The sequence below is a fragment of the Streptomyces sp. NPDC127038 genome, assembly GCF_042725875.1.
Taxonomy (GTDB): domain Bacteria; phylum Actinomycetota; class Actinomycetes; order Streptomycetales; family Streptomycetaceae; genus Streptomyces.
On sequence record NZ_JBHXDQ010000017.1, the window covers coordinates 93,862 to 117,377 of the forward strand.

Below are 23,516 nucleotides of genomic sequence, written 5' to 3' on the forward strand. Positions count from 1 at the left end.
CCCGGACCGACCGCATGCTGCGCAAGACCGCCGCCAAGGACGCCGCTACAGCCCTCGAACTCCTCCTCCGTCCCGGCAGGCTCCGGGCGTGGCACCCGGCCAGCAGGCGGTACCAGAACCAGAGACTCTGGACCCGCCGGACAGGCTTCCGCCCTGACCGCCCGCCGGTCAGACCGGCACGGCCTCCCGCAGCACCTGCGCAGTCCGGTCACAGATCTTCGCCAGCTGCTCGCGGAAGGGGTAGATCTGCCCGACCCCCGCGACGTCCCGCAGCGCCTTGAGGGTCTCCGCCCACTCGACGGCGTCCTCGGGCAGCGTGTACGGCTGCCCGCTCATCCTGACCGCCGGACGCGGCGGCGCAGGCACAGCCACCGTCACCGTCCGGGTCTCCGTCCGCTCCACCACCTCACGCACCGGCGCAGTGGCGCGGCCGCCAGCCGTCACGGGCCGCGGCCGGTGAGGGCCGGCCCGGGGTCAGGACTCGGATGAAGTTCAGGAGCTCGATCGTGCCGACCATGGCCCAGGCGACCAACGGCACGGCGGCGCGAAACCGGTCGCGCAATCCGAAGGGATCGCCTGCCCGGCGCCACTGCGGGTCGTGATGCACCACGTCTCCGTAGATCCAGGCCATGGCCAGCCCGTGAGCATCAAGGTCATGATCCTCCCCGGTGGATGCGTCAGCAACCATGCCCCAATAGATCGCACCTGTCATGCCGTTGTCAGGGGCAGACACGAGTGATATGAAGATCATCCTTGCAATCAACCCACGAAATCCTCACACAAGAGGGTCTGAGGTAGTGCTGCACCACTCACACTGAGAGCGAACTTCGAACATGCGACGCGTTCGACCGACAGCCACTGCGGTCGTCATCCTCACGGGGCTCAGCCTCCTGGCCGCTCCCGGCGCCTCGGCGGACAGCCACGTCACGCTGCAGGTACCCGCAGCAGCGAGCCACGACATCACCTACGACTGGCGCTCCTACACCCCCGGCGTTCCCGATGTCTTCCAGCTCAACACAGGGGCCACGTCGCTTCATGTGACGCTGCCGGCCGAAGTGCTCAGCCACCTTCACAAAGCGACGTGGACCCTGTCCGCAGAGCATCTTGACGGCACTTCGGACATCACGTCGGGCGCGGTGCCGGAGGCGAAGCAGCAGTTCGACATCGCCCTGACCGCGGACAAGGGTGCCTGGAGCCGGTCGTCCGTCACGTCTTGGAACCTCACCGTTGAGGGGCAACCCGACGACGGCTGGCTCAGCCTGGGCTCAGCCTCGATAAACGACCAGGACCAAGTGATCATCAGCGCTGATATGGGCGCCGGCTCCACGGGAGGGCCAAAGACGTTTGATCTCGACCTCTCACATGGCCGCCTCGAGACCGACAGCCAGAACCGCCACGGCGGCCTGTCCAGCGATGTCACCAACCGCAACATCGGCTTCGAGGGTGTCCACGCGGTCGATACGGGTGACGGGCTCTTCGCTCCGACCGGTTTCGACGGGACAGGCGTGCTTGCCCCTGGTGAAACGATCACGCTTCAGACATCGGCAGGCTTCTTCACCGATGCTCTGGCCGAAGGCGACGGTTCCGCTGTCTATTACGACAACTGCGGGGACGGGCGATGGCTGACTGCGGCCGTCTCCGGTGACGCTTCGACGCTCACCTTCACCATTCCGGCGGATCTGGCCCCCGGGCGGGACCGCCGATGCGACAGCCTTGAGGTCGACTTCAACACGGGGCCGGCAGTAGGGACATCAGGCGACCCGGAACACCCCTACAGTCAGCGCATCCTGATCGACCCTCGCTGGGAGTACCTGACCAACACCAAGCCGGTGACGATCACCGGTACGGCGCGAGTCGGCGCACTGCTGACCGCGAAGCACGGGACCTGGACTCCCGCCGCATCCTTGTACGGGGACGACTACGCATGGTTCCGTGACGGGAAGTACGTCTACTCGAGCCCGAGCTACATGCTCACGGCCAAGGACGCCGGCAAGAAGATCACCGTGCGAGAGAGCGCCTGGCGCGAGAACTACAGCGACACCTGGGGACTTCCGTCCGCCGCGGTCATCGTTCAGCCCGCGGCCGCACCCAAGACGACGACGGTGCCCACGATCTCCGGCACGGCCCAGGTAGGCAAGACCCTCACCGCAACCTACGGCACCTGGACACCCGCCCCCTCCAGCTACACCTACCAGTGGTACCGAAACGGAACCGCCATCACCGGTGCCACCAAGGCCACCTACACGGCCACCGCCACCGACAAGGACACAAAGCTCACCGCTAAGGTCACCGCCCACCTCACCGGCCACACCGACGGGAACGCAACCACCGCCGCCACGGCTGCGGTCAAGGCTGGCGCCGCGCCGAAGGCGACGACCGCGCCGAGCATCAGCGGTACCAAGAAGACCGGATCCACCCTCACCGCGAACCATGGCACCTGGAGCCCGGCCCCGACGAGCTACGGCTACCAGTGGTACCGCGCTGGCAAGACCATCTCCGGCGCTACCAAGTCCACGTATAGGCTCACCACGAGCGACCGCGGGCGCGACATCACCGTCAAGGTCACCGCCAAGAAGACCGGCTACACCAGTGGCACGGCCATCAGCAAAGCAGCTCACATCAGCTGACCAAGAAGCCCGCTTGAGGCCCGGCCCGAAAACCGGGCCTCAAAGGGTTGCTTCATGCGCACGAATCGTGTGAGCCCGCCTTCCACGATGGGCGCAGTTCGTCGACGCGAGTCTGTTCGGGGGACTTCCGCTCGGACGCGGGTGAGGTCGACGAGGACGCAGAGGCACTGTCCGAAAGCCGGGTCGAAGAGTCCAACCCCGTGCCCCGGACGCTTCTCGACGAGTACGTGCCACAGGGCGGACAGAACGCTTCCGAAACAGCAGCCCGGACACTGATCTTCACCGATTCTGGTGTGGGTGCCGCGTCGCCGGCGGGTCTAACGCATATCGCGGCTTCACGTCATGCACAACACGTGATCGCGGTCACCGCCGAGTCTCAGTGGCGGAGCCAAGCCTGTGAACGGTCTCGAAAACCGTCATGGCGCGAGTCACCGTGGGTTCAAATCCCACACCCACCGCAACTGAACGGGCCCTGCCCTCAACGGCACAGGAGCCTTGTCCGTTGCAGACGGCGAAATCGTCACCCGATCAGTGGCTCTGCAAGAGCTCAAGGAACGAGCGCGGGCTGGAGCTTCTGCATTTCACGCTTCAGTTCATCGATCTCCCGCCGCAGCGTCTCGGCGTCTTGATGCCGGTCGTTGTCATCCATGCACGCAGCAAGCGACATCACTGCCACGCAGTAGCCGACGAACTGTATGCCCAGAGCGGCGAGCGCAGCCGCCGATATCGCAACGGTCGGGGTACCGCCGACTGCGACAACCGCAGTCAGCCCCATACCAGCGACGGATGCACCGACGGCTATTTTATTGGCCAGGCAAGGCATGGTAACTCCCTTGTGTTTGCATGCGGTTGTGGAATCGGCTGCTACACCTTGCCATCGTCGCTGAGACCGGACGAGTCAATACCCAGTGAGTCGAGGTACACGTCCGCGTCGCCTCCACTGTTCACGACGCGCGCGAGGGCCGGGAACTCATCTCCAGGCAGTTGCGTCCTCTCTTCCGGCTGGAACGGTTGGCTGCCGAGTGCCGACAAGGTGTCCGAGTCCACGACGCCCGTGGCCGGGAGACCGAGCCCAGATTGGAACTGCGTCACGGCATCAGCCGTGGCTTGATCGAAAATTCCGTTCACTTCACCGCTGAAGACCCCCAACGCGTTCAGGGCTACTTGCACTCCGACTACCGCGGGACCTTCTGCGCCTTGCTCGATCGGTGTCGTCATGGGTTCCTCCGGTGTTCACCTGATGAATGCGGTGGCACGATTCCTGCATTCCGATCCGGTTACAGCCCCCCGGAGTTGCTCCCCCTACACTCAACCGTAACGCCGATCTACGGCGACGGCTCATTAACCCCGAGCACTAATCAGGCCACCAAAGGAAATTACCGATTCAACCTCCGAATGTCGCAAATTTTTAAGCCCTGTCCTATACGGTGAGGTGATTGTTGACTTCGGTATGATGTGGGGTAGGTGGAGTTGGATCGTTCCGGGCGAGCCGTGACGGAGCTCAAAGCCGCTACCTCCGGGCGGCAGACCCACGGACCGTGGTAAGAATTCGTAACAGGCGCCTTGCCCCCTGATCTTGGACACACGAGACACCGGATCCTGAGTCGCTCGAACAACTCCCACAAACCGTCCGGCATCACCCGCTGAACCAATCCGGACTACCGGAAGATCACGCCAAACGAAATGGCGTCTACTGCCAACAGCGGTGTGGGAGACCGAGGCCCTCAAACCAGTTGCACCCTGACGGCGGTTGGGTGTGACGGCCCGCGCGATCGCCGCACTGGACGAAGGACAAGCCGCCTCCGGAAAAATGCGGTTTAGTCAACACCCCTCCTGGACAGACGGCTTGCCGCTATACCGAGTGGCAAGCAACGCATTCTCGTCCTGCAGGTAGGCCGCTGCTTCCATCAGCCCTTTCGATTGACAGCGTGTTCTGACGGACGTCTTCCCACAGTGCCCTGAACGGGTGGCGAGGAGGCGGCCGCTGACACGACCCAATGATCTCGTGGTTCCCGGTGTCAACGGGTCCGGGTTCCATGGGCTCGCTCCCCAAGGGCAGTCTCCGAGCCCGCCCTTGTGAGGGCGCTCCTCCCGCCGCAGCACCTGGCCGAGGACACCGGCAACGGCATGGCCCAGGCACGACTGTCGGGAACCAGCCAAGACGTCGACCGGTGGCTGCAGGGACCGGGATCGACCTGGCTGTGGGCGGTTCCCGGAGGCCGTCGACCGGGCGGAGGACCAGACTCGATCGAACAGGAACTCAGAAACGTTTGGATCTTGCCTAATGCGGTTAACGGGCACCCTGGGCTATCGGCAGAACGTCCTGACCGAGGGTCAAGCTGCTCTCGCAACCGCGGAGACCAAACAAGCCCAGCCGGGCACACGGTTCGGTGAACTAAGCCTCGGCAGATCCCAGTTGGTTTCGGATAACCATACGACCATAAGGGTGCACGCAGGTGATGCACGCGCCAGGGAAGGTGCCCCATGGCCCCGCACAGCACCACCGCGCTGCACGGAGACAAGCTGGCCGACGGGCTGCAACGCCCTGCTGGGCGGCGGTCACCCCCGCGCCGTCTGGTCCGACGGCGTGGACGAGGTCGTCGTCCACGCCACCGATACGACGGTGACCGTCCATGACGGTGCGCTCGCAGTCACCGTCCCCCTGGAGTGCACCGAGACCGGCCGCGGGAACGTGGACGTGCTCTTCGCACTCGCTGGACCGGCGAGCCGCCCGCGCTCGTCGTCGCAACCGAGAAACTGCCCAGCGGGGCGCCGCTTCTTGCAGGACGCTGGGGAACACTCGTACAGGGCACCGTCCGGGCGGCCCTGCTCACGCGCGCCGCAAATGCCGCTCGCGCGACCGTCACCGGTCTCGGAATCGGCAACGGCCATCTCACGGTGGCCCAGTTCCGGCTGCCACGGCACCGGGGCGCGGCATGATTGGCGCCGACGGCCTCGATGACGAGGTCCTCGCCGTCGCGAGCGCAGTCGGCCTGGTCCGCAACGGTCAACACGACGAGGGCTTCTTCGCCGATCCGCTCGCCCACGTACGTACCCGGATCTCCGATCCCGACGAACGAATCACACTGCTCGGCGCACTGGACACGCTGCTCCAACCGGACCCCGAGGATGACGCACCACCCCGGGGTGCCCCGGCATCCTCTCGCCGTCGGCCCGCACGGAGGCATCGCCCTGTCCCTTGCATGCTCCGGGCCGGCCGACTCCCCCACCGTCGTCCTCGGACTGCACGCCGACGCCCGGCACGCGGGCACCGCCGCCATGATCGAGGTCGAGTTGCTGCTGGTTGAGTCCAAAGGCAACGACGTCTTGGTGGTCCTCGCGAACTCCGAGCATCTGATGGCCGTGGGCGCTGGCCTGCCCATCGGATGGCAGCGTCCCGACCGGACCGATCAGGCTCGACCGCATCGGGCTGTCGCGTTGATCGTCGCCGAACCGGCCGACCGTAACCGCTTTGTAGTCTCCCTCACCGGACTCGGCATGGGCACCGGGCAACCGAGGCGTTCAGCGCGCGTCGACCTGCTCGCGCACACAGCGGGCAAGGCTCGACAACGACGGCTCGGCACCGTGCCGCGCGGCCTCGGCCCGGCCGAGCGCGCGGTCGTGTTCGCCTACGCCGAGGGCGAGGGCGAGGCCACCAACTAGATCGAAGCAGCCACCTACGCCGGGGCCGGTCCGGGAGTTGGGAGCTTGATGGCGTGCGCCGCCGCAGATATTGACAAGGCCCGGATCGATGCAGCGCTGGAGAGCTGTCTCATGCGATTCGGTCTCGTGCTGACCATCACCACTCTGACCGTGCAGGGCGACCAGCAGAAGGTGATCATGTATACGCTCAACTGGAAGGCTTGGCCACCCGGGCACACACTGGAAGTGTCACAGAAACTTGGCAAGCCCGGGCGCTCGTGCCCACCGAGCGGGGTAACCCCGTTCGGGGCATGGCCAGGGCCACAGTGCCGCCGGTGCATCGAACCTGGCAATCGGCATTTCAGGGCTGGGAGTTGTCCCGCATTCGCCCTCGTCGCCGCGGTTCTACTCGAACCGCTTCGGCCGATCATTACCGTTGTGTGACAACCAGAAAAGAGCAGGCCATCGCGTTGTCATCATGCAAGGTGTTGTCTCTCTAGCACTTAAGGCATGGACTACCGCACTTGCTCCGAGAAGCTCGCCCTGCATCTACCTCGGATGAATCTATTGGCGAGGAGCGCCGCATGCTTCCCGACTACTATCCCTACATACGTGACGTGGTAACGATCACAGAGGATTTCAAGGAATTCTGCACACGCCCGAGCATCGGGCCGGTGTTCCTGATCGGGCGCGTAGTGAAGCACAAGGTCGGGTGTGATCTGCCGGTAACCACAAATCAAGTGATCATCATCGCCGATGTCTACGACGGCACGAATGGGATGATCGACGCCAGGGCTACGAGCAGAGGCGGGCCCGGCGGCTCGGTCACGGTGATGTGCCGGCGGTCGATCAACGCACGGGTGGATGCCTCCGGCGGATACGGGACTCCCGGGGCGGCCGGGGCAGACGGCTCGCCGGGGACAGCCAGTTACCACAGCGACGAATACTGGGAGACCGTCACAGACCCAGTAACAGGGGAGACCCGCGACGTCTATCATCCCGCTGTGGACATCCCGGGCGCTGATCCCACCAACGGCGGTTCGGGCGGACCGGGCGGACCGGGCGGCGTTGGCGGGTCGATCACGTTCACCTGCATCCAAGACGAAGCTGCGACACCACCGGATCTCTCGGCCGCCGGCGGTGCGGGCGGTCCAGGGGGCCCTGGCGGGGCAGCCGCACAGGGCCCCTACAGCGAAGGGTCGGTGGAGGGGGATCCCGGAGTGGATGGCCCTTGGGGCGCCGATGGTCAGGTCAACTTCACCACCCTTGACGAAGCCGACTACGTCGCCGGTCTTCGACCATTGCTCAACAGCACCGGTTGGCCATTCGCGAACTACTGGGCCCCTTACCGCATCGCAGTCGGCGAGCACTTCTACCGCCTGTACAACTCGGGTGTGCCGGACGCTGCCGAGTGCTTGCATCACCTGGGCGAATCGGGTGTGCCGGATCATGCCAAGTACGGAGCCCTCGCGGCGGTCGAGTTCCAGCGGGCACTGGAGCTGCAACCCGACAACGCCGATGCGATCCGCCTGCAGCGCCAGCTCGTCGGCTTCGCCCCGACACCCGGCGCGGTGTGGGTCGGTGGAGGCGCCAATGTGCTGGGTCTGCCACCCGACATGGATGTGGTGCCCAACTTCGACAAGTACACCGAGGCATTCACGCGCTTTCTGCCCCTTGTTCTGCCGTTTCTTGAAATAGGCATCAGCGAGCTCAACACGGCCAAGGGGATCGATAGTCTGGCCGAGGTCGCCGGTCAGCTGTCGCTCGAGGCGGCCGCAGCGCGTGAGGACGCCGACCGCACCTTGGGCATCGCCAAGACAGAGCAGACGCAGGCCGACAGCGATGTCGATTACGCACAAACTCAGTTGGCCCAGGCGACCACCGCCATCAGCAGGGCAATCGTCGAGGCGCAGCAGCAGCCACACCCGCCCGAAATCTCCTTCGGTGGGTTCGTCAAAACGATCGCCGAGGTCGGTGGCGCGATCTTGAGCGTGGCGGCTGCAGTCCCGACCGCCGGTGCAAGCTTGGCTGCCTTGGCACCGGACCTCATGCTGCTTGCGGACACCGTGTTCGACAGCACAGCGCCGATCGCCCAGGCACTCCTGTGCGGTGACGACGCCGATCTGACGACGATCAAAAATGCGTACAAGGCGGTTGATCAGGATGCTTCTGCTGTCATCGGCAGTGCGCGCACGATCGTCAACTTCGGCACCGTCGCGCAGAGGCTCGCTGAGGTCACAACGGCCCAGAATTCACCGCATGTGGCTCTGATCAGGCGCGGCACCGAGCTCACTCACGAACTATTGCTAGCCCGCAACCGCGCTGTGCTCGCCCGCCAGCGCGTCGATGCGGCCACCGCTCGGTTGGCTCTCGCGCAGAACGCTGCCACACAAGCGGATGCCCTGCAGCACAAACAAGTTCTGGATGCGGAGGCGCTCAAGCAAACGGGGCTGTCGGCCATCTACACCGCTCAGTCGAAGGCCGACGCCTTGCTGGGCCTCGCTTTCCGGGCGAAGCGGTCGGTCGAGATCTACACGCTGAGGAACCAGGACGCTCACTTTCCCATCGATGCTGGCCGGATCTGCACCGACCTCGGGACCGATTACTACGAGAAGGAGAATGGGATCGACGAAGTCAGGCTCGCGAAGGAGCTCACCTCGTCGTGGGAAAAGATACTCACCCTGGGCGAACTGCAGGCCGACTATACCCAGTACTTCGACGGATCGCTGGATCGGGACTGGATCAGGCGATCGTTCAGCCCCGCCGATCCGCAGGTGGCTGAGTTGCAGTCGCTGCACCGGGCTACTTTTACGATCGACGCAGTCGCCGACATACCGGCCGACCGCTTCGACGCGAAGATCAACTGCGTCCGTTTGGCGCTCGTCGGAGCGTCTCATCCCGAAGGTGCGATCTCGTGCGAGGTGCACCACGGCGGGAAGTATCAGCAGCGTCGGCTTGACAAGAGCGTTACGACCCAGTGGTTGCTGCCCAAGGTCAGCACTCGCGACGCCAAGACAACGCCGCTGCAACTGCCTGATGAAGCATTTGGCGATGAACCGCCCCTCGACGCACCCAAATCGCTGGCGTTCTGGGGACGAGGTGTGGGTGGAAGCTGGCAGTTGACAATCCCGCAAGAGCAGTTCGACACAGGACTGAATCTGAGCGGGTTGACACGAATCCAAGTGTGGATCGGATACCAGTTCCTCCACGGTTGACCGAATCATTTCGTCCGAGACCGGAAGCTTCGCCAAGACAGGAGGTCGTGCCATGCACCCACCTCTGCGAGAACGTAGCCTGCCGAAATTCGTGGTCGACCGTCCAGACCGGCTGCGCGGCCGGGTCTACGTCCTCGACGACCAGCCGATGCTGGTCGGGCGGGATTCCGACTGCCAGATCCAGGTGCGCGATCCGGGCGTCAGCCGGCGGCACGCGGTGGTGTGGCGGGCCTCGGGCCGGACCACCGTCGAGGATCTCGCCTCCACCAACGGCACCATGCTGAACGGTCACCCGGTGCTCGGCCAGCAGGTGCTGCACTCGGGCGACGTGCTGGACTTTGGGCCCTTCGAAGTGCACTACGAAGAGCTACGCCCCGCCGACCGGACCGTTCAGGCCCCGAAGCCCGGAGCCGACGGCCCCCTGGGCGGCATCTCGGACACCATGCCGGGCTGGGGCCCCGCCTCTGGGCCCGGGTCTACGCCTCACGGCGCCCCCGCCGCAGGACCGCCGCCCTCCCGCCCCCCGGGCCGCCCGGTACCGCGCGAGGCCGGCTGTACGCCGCCCGGCGGCGAGCGACGATTCGACATCGGGGAGCAGCAAGCCGACCAGCTGAGCAACGTCGCCGGTGACCAGTACAACTACGTTCAGCAGGCGCAGCGCGAGAGCTTTTTCAAGGAGATCGCCGCGACACGTACCAGGGCACGGCACCTGATCATTCTCGGTTTCCTGCTCTTTCTGGTCGGGGGCGGGATCTACGGCTGGGGGATCATCCGATTCATTACCAGGACCAACGACGATATTTCGTCGGGGAATCCGAGCAGCTCCTCCCCGGAGCTGCTCGGACCGAAGGTGGCCGGGGTACCGATTGGGGCGGTCGGGTTCGTGATGGCTGCTATCGGGACAGTTCTGATGGTCGTCGGAATCGTTCTGCACATCGTCACGACATCCCGGCGCCGCCACTTCGAGGATGCCGAGCGGCAGGCGTCCTGGCAGCGGTGAGGAGACAGGAAGCCATGGCCTTCAACATCGGCAACCAGCAGGGCGGCGTGGTCAACAACGTCGCCGGGAACCAGACCGTTCACGGTGCTCAGTCGGCCGCCTTCACGGCAGGCGGGCAGGAGGTGCGCGACCTGCTCCAAGAACTGAGGGCGTCGATCGAGCGAACGACGCTGCCGCCAGCGATCGAGCCCGAGGTGCGGGCCGAGCTGGACTCGCTGGATGAGGAGGTCGCCCGGCCGGAGCCGGACCGGGAGGCAGTGGCGGGCCGGCTCGGCCGGATTACCCGTCTGCTGTCCTCGGCGGGTGCGCTGGCCACGGCCAGCACCGGGCTGATCGGGCCGCTCGGAGCGCTCGCGGGCTGGCTCGGCGCACTCGGCCAGCCGATCTTGCAGGCTATCGCAGGCTAACAAAGCCAAGCACCGCATGACCGACTGTGATGAGCGCCCGCCACTCAGCGCAGGCGGGTGCGGTGGGAGGGTTCGTTGCTGAGCAGTGCGTGGGTCATGTCTGCTGGCTCCGTCGGCGAGAGGCGACGGCCAGCATTTCGGCCGACGTGGCCAGCTGGGAGTGCAACGGCAATCCTGGGCCTCGTGCCGCCCGTAAGGCGCGCTCTCACCGATGCTGCCCGCCTTACGGGAGAACCGCCCGGATGCTTGCCCATCTTCGGCTGGCAGAGTCGCCTTCGCCTCGCCTGAGTTCAGCGCTCCGTGCGGAGGCGGGGTGGGCTGGAGCCGTCCCAGCGCTACATCTGCCGCCGCACGCTGGTCAGGCGGCGTCCCCCGGGCGCAGCCGCGTCGTCCTCCAGCGGCCCGTCGCCGTCAGGCTCCGCGGGTGCGGGCGAGGTGCTTCCCGCTGCGATCCGCGCGCGCTCGGTCTGGCCGTCCTGGCGCAGCTGCTCCCGGCGGGTCTTGCCGCGCTCGGTCAGCGGGGTCTTTGCCACGTCGAACCCGTACTTCACCGCCGCTGCCAACACGGCTCCCGACCCGATCAGCGCGCCAAGAATGCCGGATGCCCAATCCCCGCCGTTGAAGCCATCGCGCCCGCCAGCGTTGGAATTGCGCGAGTAGGGGCGGGATAGGTCCGGCTGCCGGGAAGGAAAGCCCAGTCCCCGCCGGGGTCCGAGCTCGGGGCCTCGCTCCTGTCGTTCATGGGCCCTGGATACCCGGAGGGCCCGCGGTACTGCCCGTCGCCGCGACGAAGCGGCGCTGGAGTGTTCGAGGCGCACTTTGCAACGTACGGGGTCGAGGTCGTGGGGTCATCGCAGATGGTCACGTGGCGGCCGTCGCAGGCTCCGCCGACGAGCTCGATCTCCATTCCCATGGCGCTGCTCCCGTACGGATCGGGTCGGGAAATTGGTCGGCGCCCGAGGGATGTCTCCGACCGTCCCTCGGGTGCGTCACCGCATAGACGGGCCGAGTTGGAGATCCGTTACAGGTGCTGGGCCATTGTGATCGGCGTACGGTGCTGCGGTCTGGGCGGTAGTGTCTCGCCAGGCCCTTTCTCAAGCTAATCCGTCGGGACAGCTCGGGCGGACCACCCTCCGGGGTGATCTTCCTGCGGCATACAGCGACGGTACTTAGAGAAAAGGAAACCACTGGTGAAGAAGTTCAAGCAGCAGTTCATCACCTGGCCCGAGGTCAGGCAGTTCGTAGTCATGGTGGCAGGCGGCGTACTCGCTTCAGCCATCAGTTTCTGGCTCGGGCTGAAGGGGTGAGGAAGGGCTTACGGGCTCCCGGGAGTACGCGCCGGGCCCCGGCCTCAGGCGATGATGCCGCAGCGTGCCGGGCGTCCCGTTGCCGGTTGTGGCAGGCATGGTGTCGGCATCGCGCGCCTGCCGGCGGGGGCGGCTGTCTCCTCAGCGGTCAGTTCCTCGTCGCGGTCGACGGTACCGGTGTCAGCAGGCCCCGCGCCTGGACGGCGGGGAGGGACAGGGTGCGATAGCCCACGCTCTCGAACAGGACGGTGATCCTGTTCCCCTCCTCGCTCATCACCTCGCCCTCGCCCCACGTCCTGTGTCCCACCCGTGTCCCGGGCGGGAAGGCGCCGTCGGACGCCACGGGCCCGAGCGGCTCAGGACCCGTACCGGACAGGATGTCCTCCGTCCGCAGGGGGGCCTCCTTCAACTCCTTTATACGGGCGCAGGTGTCGCAGCCCGCGCAGTCGCCTTCCGCCAGGCTCTGGCCGAAGTATCCGAGCATGTGCCTGCGGCGGCAGCCGTTCGTCTCGGCGTACGCCCGCATCATCTCCACCCGGGAACGCTCCAGATCGACACGGGCGGAGGCGATCCGCACCGCCTCGCGGACGCAGGCGTCCCGCCGCGCCCCGGGGACGCCCGCGATGGCACCGCGCTTGCGCGTCGTCACGGCTCCGGCCTCCTCCAGCAGGTGCAGCATCGACGTCAGCGGGGTCGGAGACAGCCCGGTCCGTTCGCGCAGACCGGTCGCCGTGACCGGTTCCGGGTGCTCGCGCACCGCGTCGATCAGCCCGCCCAGTACCTCCGGGTCGGGGGGTGTGCCCGTCCGGAACCGCTGCACGCCGAGGTCCTCGGGCCGGTAGGCGAGGATCGCCGTCGACGCCTCTCCGTCGCGGCCCGCCCGGCCGATCTCCTGGTAGTACGTGTCGAGGGAACCGGGCACCGACGCGTGCAGCACGAAGCGGATGTTCGGCTTGTCGATACCCATGCCGAACGCGGAGGTGGCGACGACCACGTCGAGTTCGCCGTCCCGGAAGCGATCGTGCGTGCGGGAGCGCTCGGCCGCCGCCAGCCCCGCGTGATAGGCGGCGCTGTCAAATCCGAGCGCCGACAGCTCCCGGGCGTACTCCTCCGCCTCCCGTCGTGTTCCCGCGTAGACGATGCCCGGTTTGGCCTCGGCCGCGGCCCGCTCCACCACCCACCGGCGCTTGCCCGCGTTCTCCCGGTGCCGTACGACCTCCAGAGTGATGTTGCGGCGGTCGAACCCCGCGACCACCTGGTGCGTCTCGCGCATGCCGAGGCGCTCCACGATGTCGGCCCGCACGGGGGCCGCCGCGCTGGCGGTGAGGGCCAGGAGGGGAGGCCGGCCGATGCGTTCGCGGACATGGCACAGGGACAAATAGTCGGGCCGGAAGTCGTATCCCCACGTGGACACGCAGTGCGCCTCGTCGACCACCATCAACGCGGGGCCGGCCGCGGCGATCTGCTCCACCACCTCGTCCTTGGCGAGCTGCTCGGGCGAGACGAACAGGAAGTCCAGGCGGCCTTCGCGTACGCGCTCCCACACCGCCTCGTTGTCCCGCGGGCGCTGGGCGGAGTTGACGGCCGAGGCATCGGATCCCTCGATGCGGGCGAGATGGGCGACCTGGTCCCGCTGGAGGGCGATCAGGGGCGAGACCACGACGGTCGGCCCCTTCAGCAGCACCCCCGGCACCTGGTACACGGCGGACTTCCCGGCGCCGGTCGGCATCACCACGATGGTGTCGCGTCCCTCCATCACGGCTGTCATGGCGTCGAGCTGGGAGGGGCGCAGTCGCTCCCAGCCGAACACCTCGCGGGCGCAGCGGCGCAGACGTCTCCTGAGTGACTTGGTCTTGAAGTATCCGACCTTGGCACGCATGGCACTCCTGACGCCGTTCTCCGGTGAGTTCGGCGCTCGTGTACCCCCGAAAGGGACGGGAAACGGTCCGCTCGGGAAGAGTTGCGGTTCCTTGGAAGGTGCGGTTCCCCGGCCGTCGGCGGGAGACCGGGCCTCCCGCTTGTTCGCCTGCGTCTCGCGAATGCTGAAAGGCACGTCCCACTCGATCCGGCCATCTACCGCGTGCCCGACGTCGAGGCAGTGCGTTTCCAGGAGGTGCTTGCAGCCGAGTCCAAAGTGCTGATCTTGGTCGCCGAGGTGGTGGGCATGGTGGAGGTAGTTCTGTTGGCGGATCCCCCGGACCATCAGATCCTGGCTCCCCGCCGCGCGGCCGAGATCCACACCGTCGTCCTGGACGGGCATCGCGACAAGGGCGTCGGGGCGGCCTTGCTGACAGCGGCGGAAAAGGCCGCCCCGAAGCGCGGTTTCTTGATCATCTATGCCGGCATCTTCGCGCCGAACAAAGAAGCCGTTCGCTTCTACTCTTCGACTGGCTTCCGGCCGCGCGGAACCTTGCTGAACAAGGAGCAAGGCGCGCCCTCGGCAGGCTGACGGATCTCCGGTCGGAGAGGGGTGGGCAGCTGCTATGCGATGTTCGCCCTGGCCACGACCTCGCGGAGTCGTTCGTCAGCAGCTCGGCCGAGAATCAGGGCCGGTTGTCCCTCGCCTGACGTGGTCCTCGCGGCTGACCGGAGGACCCCCGTCATCAGTTGTAGAGGGTGGGCAGGTACTGGAAGCAGTAGGCGCCGCTGTTCGTGGCGCCTCCGGTGTAGTAGGGGTCGCCGAAGGCCACGATGGAGTTGCCGGTCTGCTGGCCGACGTAGCCGTCGACATCGAGGTTGGGGCCGGCGTGGTTCATGGCCTGCTGGAAATACATCACGGCCTGCTTGGTCTTCGCGCCCCAGACGCCGTCCTGGGCCAGCGTCGGGATCGCCGGACCCCACTTGTACTGCTGGTTCCAGTACGTCTGGAAGTAGTTCAGGCTCTCCTGGACGCACCACACGGCGTGGGTGTTGTTGGCGTAGCCGTCGCCGATGGTCGGTGCGCCGGTGCTGGCCTGGGCGGTGCCGCCGAGGCCCACCAGGGCCGTGCAGAGGACGGTAGCCGCCGCCATGCTCTGGGCGATCCTGCTCTTCGCGCTCACGTGTCTCTCCCCGAATGTGCTTGCTACGGGCCGTGGTTCCAGCGGCCCGGAATGCGAGACCTACGACATCGTCGCTAAGCGACAGATGCACGCCCCGGACACCATGTGTCTGTCGGGGAGGCCTGGAACGATCACAACAGGAGGGGCCAACGCTTGATTAACGACCCGCCAACGCAGGGAGGACGAGCCCGCAGCGGACCGTTGGCCGATCTGATGGCACCCGGGCGGCCGATCGGGCGAGGCGGGTCATCGGCCACCTTCAAGCAATTCCAGTCCCGTGCGACAGTCGATGACCACCCTTTGCAGGTCGTGCCGTTCAGCGATAGATAGGGCCTCTCGCCAGTGCACGCCGGCCTGTTGACGGTCACCGAAGTGGAAGTGCGCGCGCCCGAGTGCCTCCAATGCGTCGGCGGTGGAGAATTCATGATTCTCCTTCCGGGCTATCCGAAGCCCTTCTTCGAGCAAGGCGAGGGATTCGTCGCGCTCGCCGAGAGCCCGCAGGGTGTCACCTAGGCTGACCAGGCAGATATGGATGAAGAGCACCTGTCCTTCCTTACGCCAGAAGTCCAGCGCGCGCCGGTAGACCACCGCCGCGCCATGGGTGTCACCCAACTTGAGCAGGACCGTACCCAGCGTGTGCTCGAAGCGCGCACTGGGCAGCCCGGACTCGTCCGCGAGGCGGATGGCTCCCTCGATGGCAATCCGGGCCTCGTCCGGCCGGCCTGCCTGCGAACACGCGTTGGAGATGTTGGCGAGGGTCGAGACCTGACGTTCCGTCTCTCCCGTCTGCTCGTACAACGCGAGCGCCGCGCGCAGGTGGTGGAGGCTGAGGTCGTTGCGGTGCGCCGAACCGTGTGCCATGCCCAACAGGTTGTGCATTTCGGCCTGGCCGCTCAGGTCGGACTCGCGCTCCGCGGCGGCCAGTGCCACGGCGACGGGCTCCTCCCACTCCTTGGTCCACCAGTTCCCCTGGATCCATGCGAAGAGGGAGGCCGCGGTGTGCCAGGCGAGTTCGGGCCGCGAGCTGCTCGCGGCAAGCTGAACGGCGGCCGTCACAGCGGGCAGCTCATTGGACACCCACTGGAGTGCCTGCTGACCGTCCGTGAACTCCGGCAGTGACAGGGGCAGGGCCGAGGTGGTGTCGACGGCCAGCCTGGCGCGGCCGATGCCGCTGGCCCGCTCGGCGTGCTCGGTCGCGTCGCGGTACCAGTGGAGCAGGCGAAGCAGGGCGGCCTCGGCGTCCGCGGGGGACTCCTCGGCGCGGGCGCGTTCGGCGGCGAACTCACCGAGCAGGTCGTGGAACCGGTAGACGCCAGGGTAGGGGTTCTGGAGCAGATGCGCGCTCACCAGCAGGTCGAGCAGATCCATGGTGTGCTCGAGCGGCTGGTTCAGCAGGGCGGAGGCGGCCTCGACCGAGAACGGGTGCGAGGGCCACAACCCTAGGTGGCGAAAGGCTCTGGCGGCATCACGGTGCCGCGCTCCGTCAGGGCCGGGCAGGGCCCGGTAGCTCAGCATGAAGACATTGCGGATGTCCAGGTGGTCGACGCTGAGCGCGTTCAGACGCTGTCCCGTGCGCGCGAGCCGGTCGGCGGTTCCCGCCATCGAGTGGCCGCCGTGCTGGGCGAGACGGACCCCCACGATGCGCAGGGCGAGCGGGAGTCCGGCACAGGCGTCGAGCACACGGTCGGCCGCCGACGGGTCCGCACGTACCAGTTGGGTGCCGCAGATGGACGCCAGCAGGGTCTCCTGTTCCGCTCTGTCGAGCGGTGCGAGGGTGACGCGTGAAGTCCCTGGGAGCCCGGCAAGGGCGTGCCTGCTGGTCACGACGACCGCACTGGGACCGGCGCCCGGCAGAAGAGGGATGACCTGCTCCACGTGGCGGGCGTTGTCGAGGATCAGCAGCACGCGCCGCCCGGCGAGCGTTGTCCGGTAGAGGGCGGCCCGGTCGTCGGTGTCGTCGGGGATCAGCCGTGGCGACACTCCGAGGTCGGCGAGGAAGCGGGCCAGCAGGTCGTGGGCGGCGCGTGGTGTACCGGTCCCGAAGCCACGAAGGTCCGCGTACAACTGCCCGTCGGGGAAGTCCTCGTGGCACAGATGCGCTGCGCGCAGGACAAGGGTCGTCTTTCCGACCCCGCCCATTCCGGAGACGAGTGCGATGGTGGGCGGAGCCGTCGCCCGCTCGCGCAACGCGGCAAGCAGAGTGGCCAGTTCGTTTGTTCTGCCGGTGAAGTCGCCGATGTCGCGCGGCGTCTGGAACGGCGCCGCCGATGTCGGCCTTGGTGATTGCGCGGGCTCCGGCGCCGTCACCGGCCGCTGCACTTTTGTCCGGGGTGTCCGGGTGGTGCCGGTGGCGGCAGGAGAGCCGGGGCCGGGAGAGTCGAGGATCTCCTGGAAGCACTTCTGGGTGGCGGGGGAAGGGTCGATGCCGAGTTCGTCGGCGAGCCGTCGGCGCAGGTCGTGGTAGACGGCGATGGCTTCGGCGGCCCGGTCCTCACGGTGCAACACCGTCATGAGTTGTCGGTGGAACGACTCCCGCAACGGGTGCTCCGCCGTGCGTTGCGTGAGATCCCCGACGATGTCGTGATGACGTCCGAGGTGGATGCGTGCCTCGACGTGCAGTTCCACCGCGTTCAGGTGAAGTTCGGCCAGGTGAGCGACGGCCGGACCATCGTGGAGCTGTGGGAACTCCGGTAGAGGCCGGCCTCGCCACAGACCAAGGGCAGCGGTGGTCCCGGCGTGCACGGCCTCCCAGCGGCCGTCCGCATGGGCGGCCCGCGCCTGTGCGAGCCGGGCCGTGAAGACCTCGGCGTCGAGCTCGCCGGCACGAAGCTCCAGCCGGTACCCGCCGTGACAGTGGACCAGCCGCTCCCGCTGCGGACCGAGCAGCGCACGCAGCCGGGCGAGGTGGTTGTGCAGCGATGCGTTGGCCGTCCGGGGCGGAGTTCGCCCCCACAACACATCGATCAACTGATCTGCGGTCAAGGGGAGGTCACGGCGAAGGAGCAGCACGGCCAGCAGCGCTCCGGCCTTCTTCCCCTGGATCGTGAGCGGTTGTTCCTCCAGTTGAAGGGTCAGTTCGCCCAGTACCCCGAACTTCGTCGCCACTACCGCTCCTCAGCATGTTCCCAGCAGCAGCACGCCGCCCCCACCCGCGATGATCCGCGGCACAGGCAATGATCCACGGTGGATTGACTGTGGATCACGCGAGCTGTCGTTGTGTAAGTGCGGTAGGGACGGGCTACGGACGTCACCGTCGCCGGACTTTCGTGACGGCCTTGCGCCGCACCCTCTTTCGAAGGTTGGGACGTCCATGCCGGGAGTCGGCGTCAGGGCCTGAGCCGGGGTCGGGGTCGGCGACGACAACGCCTTCGCGACTGCCGGCGACCTCGCCGCCTACGCCGTACTCACCCCAGCGACCTGCAGTCGGGGGCTTCAATCCGCAGCGGCAACCTCCAGAAGGGGGAAAGCAGATTAAACGGGCCTTCTTTCTCTCTACGTTCGCGGCCCTGGGCGACCACCCGACAGGAAGATCGCCCAGGGCAGGCACCACACCCAAGCCTTGCCCTGCCTCACCCGAAGACGGGTTGACGTCCTGTTCGCCATGGTCCGTCGGAACCCTCACGAAGTACGGCCGCCAAGGCTGCCTGATCTGGAATTGCACTAGGGGGAAGGACATCCCCGAGATACACCGCGGCATGTGAGCCGATACGCCAGCTGGCAAGACACTGCGGGCTTACACCATGAAAGTTGGCGTTGTCCGGATCGGCACCTGCCTTGGCCAGCAGCGACAACACCCAGACATCGCCTCGATACGTGAACACGGTCAGCCACAAGGGCGTATTGCCCTGCCCGTCGGGTGCATCCACCTCCACACCTGCCGCGAGGAGAGAACTGACAGCCGGCGCATCCTGCTCATCCGCGGCGAAGTGCAGTTGCATCCAGTCCTGGCGGGCCGCACGATCCCCGCCCTGATGCTCATCCGTCATGCCCGTCATCATTCCGAGCAGCACGGCCGCCCGTCGGGCCAGCTCGTCACCGAACTACAGGTGCACCATCGTCAGCGCCCCTCAGCAAGTAGTCCACTGGCCGGTGCCTGGCAACCAGCCGCTGACGCCGCCACGGTGCGCAGGCCGTCTGGAGCGTAGGTATACCCGCGGCGCTGTCTAGCGCCCACAGGGACGGGGCTGGGAACATGGGCTCAGGTCAAGCGCTCGGTGCTCTTGGGGGGGCAGATGCAGCATTTGAGTGAGGGTATTTTGGCCAACCCGGTTTGGCAGGGGGTCGGAGCTCTAGCTGGACTGGCGGCCGTAATCCTTTACGTGGTGATAGAGCTGCGTCGTCGACACCGCACAGAACCCGACCCGGATACCGATATACGCACACGCAATTGGTATACGTTCGACCTGTCCACGCCCGAAGGCGAGGACGCCTTCTATAAGGCTCTCACGAAGAGCGTCGCAAACGCTGAAGATTGCATTTACCGGTCAGGACGGGGATTTTCAAGGAGTCGACACGAGCGCGTGATCAATGACTTGATAAGGGCCGAGGAAACAGCCTTGCGCAACGGAGTGGAAATAACGCGCATTCAGTTAAGTTCCTGGACTAATGAGGCCTGGGCGAATGCCTACGCGGGTCTCGTTGAACGATATCCGGAAAATCTTCGAATGTTTGCGGATTACGGAGAACCTCAGCTTGTCAATGTGGCCGTCATAGACGCATATGGCGCATCTCCAGTGATCCAGCTCCTTTTTGAGGCTCACGAGGTGGTGGCTGGCGGGCCGAGACAGAGGGGTAGCGCTGCCATCTTCCTTCACGGGAATTCACCCCTTGCAGTGAGCCTGCAGAGGCAGTTTGAAGAATACTCGCAGAGCCTCGACAGGATGACAGCCGAGAACGTTAGAAATCTCGCGCAGGCGCCAGTTTATTTCGCCTACGGCTCTAATATTTCGAGTAGGCAGATGCAGACGCGATGCCCCAGCGCCCGACGGGCCGGAATTGGATATCTTTACGGATGGAAGCGGGGCTTCTGCGTTCCAGCGCCGCACATGAATGGTCTGGCGATTGGAATTCAGAGATCCGACGCCGATAATTCATATGTCACTGGAGTTGTGTATGAAATGACGCCTTCGGATCAGCGGCGACTGGATGATATTGAGCGCGGCGGTTACCGACCCCAGCGCATAGGCGTAAAAGTAGACGGTGTCCATTTGGACGCCTATACACACGTTCCAGTGATCACTGCTCCAGAGAACTCATCTGAAGTCCCCTTGTCCTACTTGGAGACGATGTTGGCGGGGGCGGAGGAGAACGGTCTAGAGGATTTCGCTCGACAGTTGCGGCAGCTCATTGAACGTGCCGCGTGAAGCGAGGGTTCGGTTGTCGGACGCCGACACCGTTGGTAACCGCGGCCTGGCCCGGTGCCGGGGACAACCAGAACGCCCGGGCCGGGTGGGCCGTCGCACTGTCGTACCGGGCGATCCTGACCTGCCGCGGGTCCGCACGGATGAGATGCGGACCACCGGTCGTCGCGGCGGTGACCAACAGCACGACCAGCGTCCCGTAAGCGGCCACAGCCCTCATATCCCGGTCACGAACCCCGAGCAGTACAGCGCCTGGTCACCACCCGCGCAGGTCGCACGTCCATACGTGCCAATCGAAGGTGCGACTTCGAGGGGGCTGCAACCGTCACAGCCTGATGACCGCTGCCCCAGTCGGCTGCCCGTCCGGCCAGCCGGTTCCTGATCGCTTTTCTGATCCTGACCACATTCAGGAACACAGTTGCAGCGGCCGTCCTGTGCGGCCGCGCTCATTGCCCAGTCGCGGTGGTGGCCGACGCGGCAGCAACGACGTGTGCCCGAAACACAACGGGCGCGGGCAAAGCCAACTCGCAGTATCCGCGCGGGGGGACGGCGACATGCAAGGACGGCACCTGCACCCTACGCCCACGCCCGCGGCCGCCAGGCGGCACCAGCCCCCGCGGAGAGACGTACCCGCGACTCCCCTGGGCGGGGTACGCAGCCCCGCTCCACGCGCCGGGCCATCCCCGCACTCTTGAGGGAAACGCGCTGTAATGCCTTCCGGCGTGTGGGCAGACAGCTCCCGCGAAGGCGATCCCGCTGTCTGCTGTCTGCCCTCGAAGGCACCTGGGACAGGCGATGCGGGGTGTGGCGGGATGGTTTGCAGGCGGCCGCCCTGGGAGAAACGACCGCCTGTTCCTGCCGTGGCTGACCATCACGGCGGAGAGCCGCCCTTGCGCGAGAGGCGACATGACGCCTGATCGTCCCTCAGCCCTCTTGCCGCCCGGGCAGCGACTCGCCAGCAGGCAGTCACCACCGGCGCGAACCCACCCGTCTGCACGCAGGAGGGCCGGTGCATCGCGTCGCCCCTGGCATCGAGCGGATCGGCGCGCAGGACATCGACGCTCTTGAGGCTGTGCGCCCATCGAAGGCCTGAAGCATTAAAGGGAGCCGCTTCGGGCCCTCACCCCTGTGCCGCATCCGCGCTGCGCCAGCGCTCTCTGCGATGCAAGCTGGCGTTGCGGCCCGGGCGCCGGCTCACCCTCAGATGCCGGGCCGCCTCACACCTTCCCGGCCATCAGCCGGCCCTGTGGCGTACGCGCCCCCTTGGGATCTGGGGTGTCCAGCCTGCTGGGTAGTGGGATACAGGAACGGCAAGCGGGCGAGGGCATCTTCCAACAGACCCCGCAGCACAAGCCGGGCTTGATCGTTGCTGTAGGGCGTAGGAGATCCTGCGGTTAGGGCTTGTCGGGCGCCGCCGGGCATGCTCGATACATCCTGAATCATCATGTCGTGAGCAACGAGTCACAGCCCGAAGTCCGCGCGAGCCAAACGGGTGCGCGGATCGGCCCAGTGCCTGCTGCTGGGCCTTCCTGGCCCCGCCCACCATTGGGCAAACCATCCTCGTCGCCGACCTGAGCAAACACGCCGACGCCGCCGCCATGGCCACCCTCGCAGGCCTCCTCACCACCACCCGACTACGCGCCGACCGGTAGGCGGCACCCGGCCACAGGCCCTCGAAACAGACAGAAGGTCCTTGGAACGAGCGGGCGACGGTACGGATCCGATGCTTACCAAGGCGCCCCGTCTGATGTCTCTTACCCGCTCCGCGGCGACCACTCGCCCCACGCTCTGGAGCGGCGCTAGGCCCCTGGGGTCGAGGGGAAAGCCGCGGGCGTCTGATGAATGCCCGCAATGGCCAGGTCTTCAGCCACCTGGCGAGGTTCTCGGAAACAGCGCAACCCACATCGGACCGCTCTCCCGTCGCCAGTCTCGCCCCGCCGACAGAGCCGCCCGCCCCTCGGACCGCATGGCCTCCGCCAGCATTTGGGCCGCGTCCGTGTATGCCGATACGTCACGATGCGAAGCGCCGAACAAGGCCGCGCGCTCGGCAGAGTCACACAGGAGTTCGGCAGCCGTCTCCACATCCTGGAACTGGGACCAGGCCTGAGCAATCCCCTCGGCGCCCCACGACATGGCGAACACGCTTCCAGGGTGCACCTGCCCATCACGGACCGCCATTCACGGCGGGAAGCGCACGCAAGAGCGCGATGCCAAGGGAGATCTGTGGAGGCTCTGGAGGAGGTCGATCCAAACGCATCCAGCGGGAGTGTCCTCAGTCGGCAAGTACCTTGGCCTTGGCCTGCTCGAACTCTTGCGGCGTCAGGTGCCCGCCGTTCTTGAGTTCCGCAAGTTTGGCCAGTTCGTCGGCCTTGCCGGAGGCCCCGGCAGTTTCGCGGATGTATGCCTCCATGTCCGCCTGGCCTTTCTGGATGCGCCTGGCCTCGCGTTCACCCATGCCACGGCCCCGCGCGATCAGGTACACGAAGATGCCGAGGAACGGCAGGATCACGACGAAAGCGCACCAGCCGGCCTTGCCCCACCCGTTCAGACCGTCGTCGCGAAAGATGTCACCGATGACCCGGAACAGCAGGACGAACCAGAGGATCCACAGGAACCGACGATCGCGAACAGAGTGGGGTGGATATGAAGTTGTCCAACGTCTCACGTCTGGCGGCCTTCTTGTCCTATCGCACACCCCGCTGCCGGGAGCTCGTACAGTCCCATGGTCGGCGTGCTGCAGCACAGCCGCGAGAGCCTTGCCTGCGTGCCGCCGAACTCAACGGCTGGACACACAGGCGTGGGGGGGGGGGGGGGCCCCCCCCCCCCCCCCCCCCCCCCCCCGGGCCCCCCCCGCCCCCCCCGGCGGGGCGCCGGCCCCCCCGGTCCTCCCCCCACACCGGGCGGCGGGTGCGGCGGG

17 protein-coding genes are annotated in these 23,516 nt (G+C 66.4%); 7 read left to right on the forward strand and 10 right to left on the reverse strand.

All coding sequences use genetic code 11. From position 1 onward, the window contains the following. Positions 1-168: 168 nt before the first annotated feature. The gene (locus tag ACFWI4_RS15400) at positions 169-336 is read right to left on the reverse strand and encodes a hypothetical protein (protein ID WP_387195690.1); all 168 of its coding nucleotides are present in this window, start codon (positions 334-336) and stop codon (positions 169-171) included. 70 nt (positions 337-406) lie between these two features. Then, positions 407-751, reverse strand: coding sequence for a hypothetical protein (locus tag ACFWI4_RS15405; RefSeq protein WP_387195693.1), 345 nt, complete (start codon positions 749-751; stop codon positions 407-409). An 82-nt stretch (positions 752-833) separates the two neighbouring features. On the opposite strand from ACFWI4_RS15405, the gene ACFWI4_RS15410 reads away from it, so the two are divergent. Beyond that, positions 834-2,627, forward strand: coding sequence for a hypothetical protein (locus ACFWI4_RS15410; protein WP_387195696.1), 1,794 nt, complete (start codon positions 834-836; stop codon positions 2,625-2,627). Between the two features lie 547 nt (positions 2,628-3,174). On the opposite strand, the gene ACFWI4_RS15415 is transcribed toward ACFWI4_RS15410, so the two are convergent. Continuing rightward, positions 3,175-3,450, reverse strand: a complete 276-nt coding sequence (locus ACFWI4_RS15415) for a hypothetical protein (protein WP_387195699.1) — start codon at positions 3,448-3,450, stop codon at positions 3,175-3,177. A gap of 41 nt (positions 3,451-3,491) precedes the next feature. Further along, the gene (locus ACFWI4_RS15420; RefSeq protein WP_387195702.1) at positions 3,492-3,845 is read right to left on the reverse strand and encodes a peptidoglycan-binding protein; all 354 of its coding nucleotides are present in this window, start codon (positions 3,843-3,845) and stop codon (positions 3,492-3,494) included. Between the two features lie 1,911 nt (positions 3,846-5,756). Between ACFWI4_RS15420 and ACFWI4_RS15425 the strand changes: the two genes are divergently transcribed. From ACFWI4_RS15425 to ACFWI4_RS15440, 4 genes are all read left to right on the forward strand, one after another. Continuing rightward, on the forward strand, positions 5,757-6,290 hold the full coding sequence (locus ACFWI4_RS15425) for a hypothetical protein (RefSeq protein WP_387195705.1): 534 nt from the start codon (positions 5,757-5,759) through the stop codon (positions 6,288-6,290). Between the two features lie 563 nt (positions 6,291-6,853). Further along, the gene (locus ACFWI4_RS15430) at positions 6,854-9,484 is read left to right on the forward strand and encodes a hypothetical protein (RefSeq protein WP_387195708.1); all 2,631 of its coding nucleotides are present in this window, start codon (positions 6,854-6,856) and stop codon (positions 9,482-9,484) included. Between the two features lie 52 nt (positions 9,485-9,536). Next, the gene (locus ACFWI4_RS15435) at positions 9,537-10,484 is read left to right on the forward strand and encodes an FHA domain-containing protein (protein ID WP_387195711.1); all 948 of its coding nucleotides are present in this window, start codon (positions 9,537-9,539) and stop codon (positions 10,482-10,484) included. Between the two features lie 14 nt (positions 10,485-10,498). Further along, the gene (locus tag ACFWI4_RS15440; protein WP_387195713.1) at positions 10,499-10,891 is read left to right on the forward strand and encodes a hypothetical protein; all 393 of its coding nucleotides are present in this window, start codon (positions 10,499-10,501) and stop codon (positions 10,889-10,891) included. 335 nt (positions 10,892-11,226) lie between these two features. On the opposite strand, the gene ACFWI4_RS15445 is transcribed toward ACFWI4_RS15440, so the two are convergent. After that, the gene (locus tag ACFWI4_RS15445; RefSeq protein WP_387195716.1) at positions 11,227-11,454 is read right to left on the reverse strand and encodes a hypothetical protein; all 228 of its coding nucleotides are present in this window, start codon (positions 11,452-11,454) and stop codon (positions 11,227-11,229) included. Positions 11,455-12,346: 892 nt separating this feature from the next. Continuing rightward, complete coding sequence (locus tag ACFWI4_RS15450; RefSeq protein WP_387195719.1) at positions 12,347-14,077, reverse strand: RecQ family ATP-dependent DNA helicase; 1,731 nt, start codon at positions 14,075-14,077, stop codon at positions 12,347-12,349. Between the two features lie 201 nt (positions 14,078-14,278). On the opposite strand from ACFWI4_RS15450, the gene ACFWI4_RS15455 reads away from it, so the two are divergent. Continuing rightward, entirely contained in the window at positions 14,279-14,647 is a 369-nt protein-coding gene (locus ACFWI4_RS15455) for a GNAT family N-acetyltransferase (protein ID WP_387195721.1), read from the forward strand. A 154-nt stretch (positions 14,648-14,801) separates the two neighbouring features. On the opposite strand, the gene ACFWI4_RS15460 is transcribed toward ACFWI4_RS15455, so the two are convergent. From ACFWI4_RS15460 to ACFWI4_RS15470, 3 genes are all read right to left on the reverse strand, one after another. After that, positions 14,802-15,239: a peptidoglycan-binding protein gene (locus ACFWI4_RS15460; protein WP_387195724.1), complete on the reverse strand. Its 438-nt coding sequence runs from the start codon at positions 15,237-15,239 to the stop codon at positions 14,802-14,804. A gap of 246 nt (positions 15,240-15,485) precedes the next feature. Then, positions 15,486-18,344: a BTAD domain-containing putative transcriptional regulator gene (locus ACFWI4_RS15465; RefSeq protein WP_387195727.1), complete on the reverse strand. Its 2,859-nt coding sequence runs from the start codon at positions 18,342-18,344 to the stop codon at positions 15,486-15,488. A gap of 464 nt (positions 18,345-18,808) precedes the next feature. Continuing rightward, on the reverse strand, positions 18,809-19,225 hold the full coding sequence (locus ACFWI4_RS15470) for an ankyrin repeat domain-containing protein (RefSeq protein ID WP_387195730.1): 417 nt from the start codon (positions 19,223-19,225) through the stop codon (positions 18,809-18,811). A 534-nt stretch (positions 19,226-19,759) separates the two neighbouring features. On the opposite strand from ACFWI4_RS15470, the gene ACFWI4_RS15475 reads away from it, so the two are divergent. Beyond that, positions 19,760-20,602 (forward strand): gamma-glutamylcyclotransferase family protein, encoded by an 843-nt coding sequence (locus ACFWI4_RS15475; RefSeq protein ID WP_387195733.1) that lies wholly within the window; start codon positions 19,760-19,762, stop codon positions 20,600-20,602. Between the two features lie 2,269 nt (positions 20,603-22,871). On the opposite strand, the gene ACFWI4_RS15480 is transcribed toward ACFWI4_RS15475, so the two are convergent. Then, positions 22,872-23,264: an SHOCT domain-containing protein gene (locus tag ACFWI4_RS15480; RefSeq protein ID WP_387195736.1), complete on the reverse strand. Its 393-nt coding sequence runs from the start codon at positions 23,262-23,264 to the stop codon at positions 22,872-22,874. Between the last annotated feature and the right edge of the window lie 252 nt (positions 23,265-23,516).

Coding starts and splice junctions, on each gene's coding strand:
- ACFWI4_RS15425 (WP_387195705.1), top strand. CDS start 5,757: ATGACGCACCACCCCGGGGTGCCCCGGCATCCTCTCGCCGTCGGCCCG.
- ACFWI4_RS15450 (WP_387195719.1), bottom strand. CDS start 14,077: ATGCGTGCCAAGGTCGGATACTTCAAGACCAAGTCACTCAGGAGACGT.
- ACFWI4_RS15420 (WP_387195702.1), bottom strand. CDS start 3,845: ATGACGACACCGATCGAGCAAGGCGCAGAAGGTCCCGCGGTAGTCGGA.
- ACFWI4_RS15410 (WP_387195696.1), top strand. CDS start 834: ATGCGACGCGTTCGACCGACAGCCACTGCGGTCGTCATCCTCACGGGG.
- ACFWI4_RS15470 (WP_387195730.1), bottom strand. CDS start 19,225: ATGACGGATGAGCATCAGGGCGGGGATCGTGCGGCCCGCCAGGACTGG.
- ACFWI4_RS15440 (WP_387195713.1), top strand. CDS start 10,499: ATGGCCTTCAACATCGGCAACCAGCAGGGCGGCGTGGTCAACAACGTC.
- ACFWI4_RS15405 (WP_387195693.1), bottom strand. CDS start 751: ATGATCTTCATATCACTCGTGTCTGCCCCTGACAACGGCATGACAGGT.
- ACFWI4_RS15435 (WP_387195711.1), top strand. CDS start 9,537: ATGCACCCACCTCTGCGAGAACGTAGCCTGCCGAAATTCGTGGTCGAC.
- ACFWI4_RS15400 (WP_387195690.1), bottom strand. CDS start 336: ATGAGCGGGCAGCCGTACACGCTGCCCGAGGACGCCGTCGAGTGGGCG.
- ACFWI4_RS15415 (WP_387195699.1), bottom strand. CDS start 3,450: ATGCCTTGCCTGGCCAATAAAATAGCCGTCGGTGCATCCGTCGCTGGT.
- ACFWI4_RS15430 (WP_387195708.1), top strand. CDS start 6,854: ATGCTTCCCGACTACTATCCCTACATACGTGACGTGGTAACGATCACA.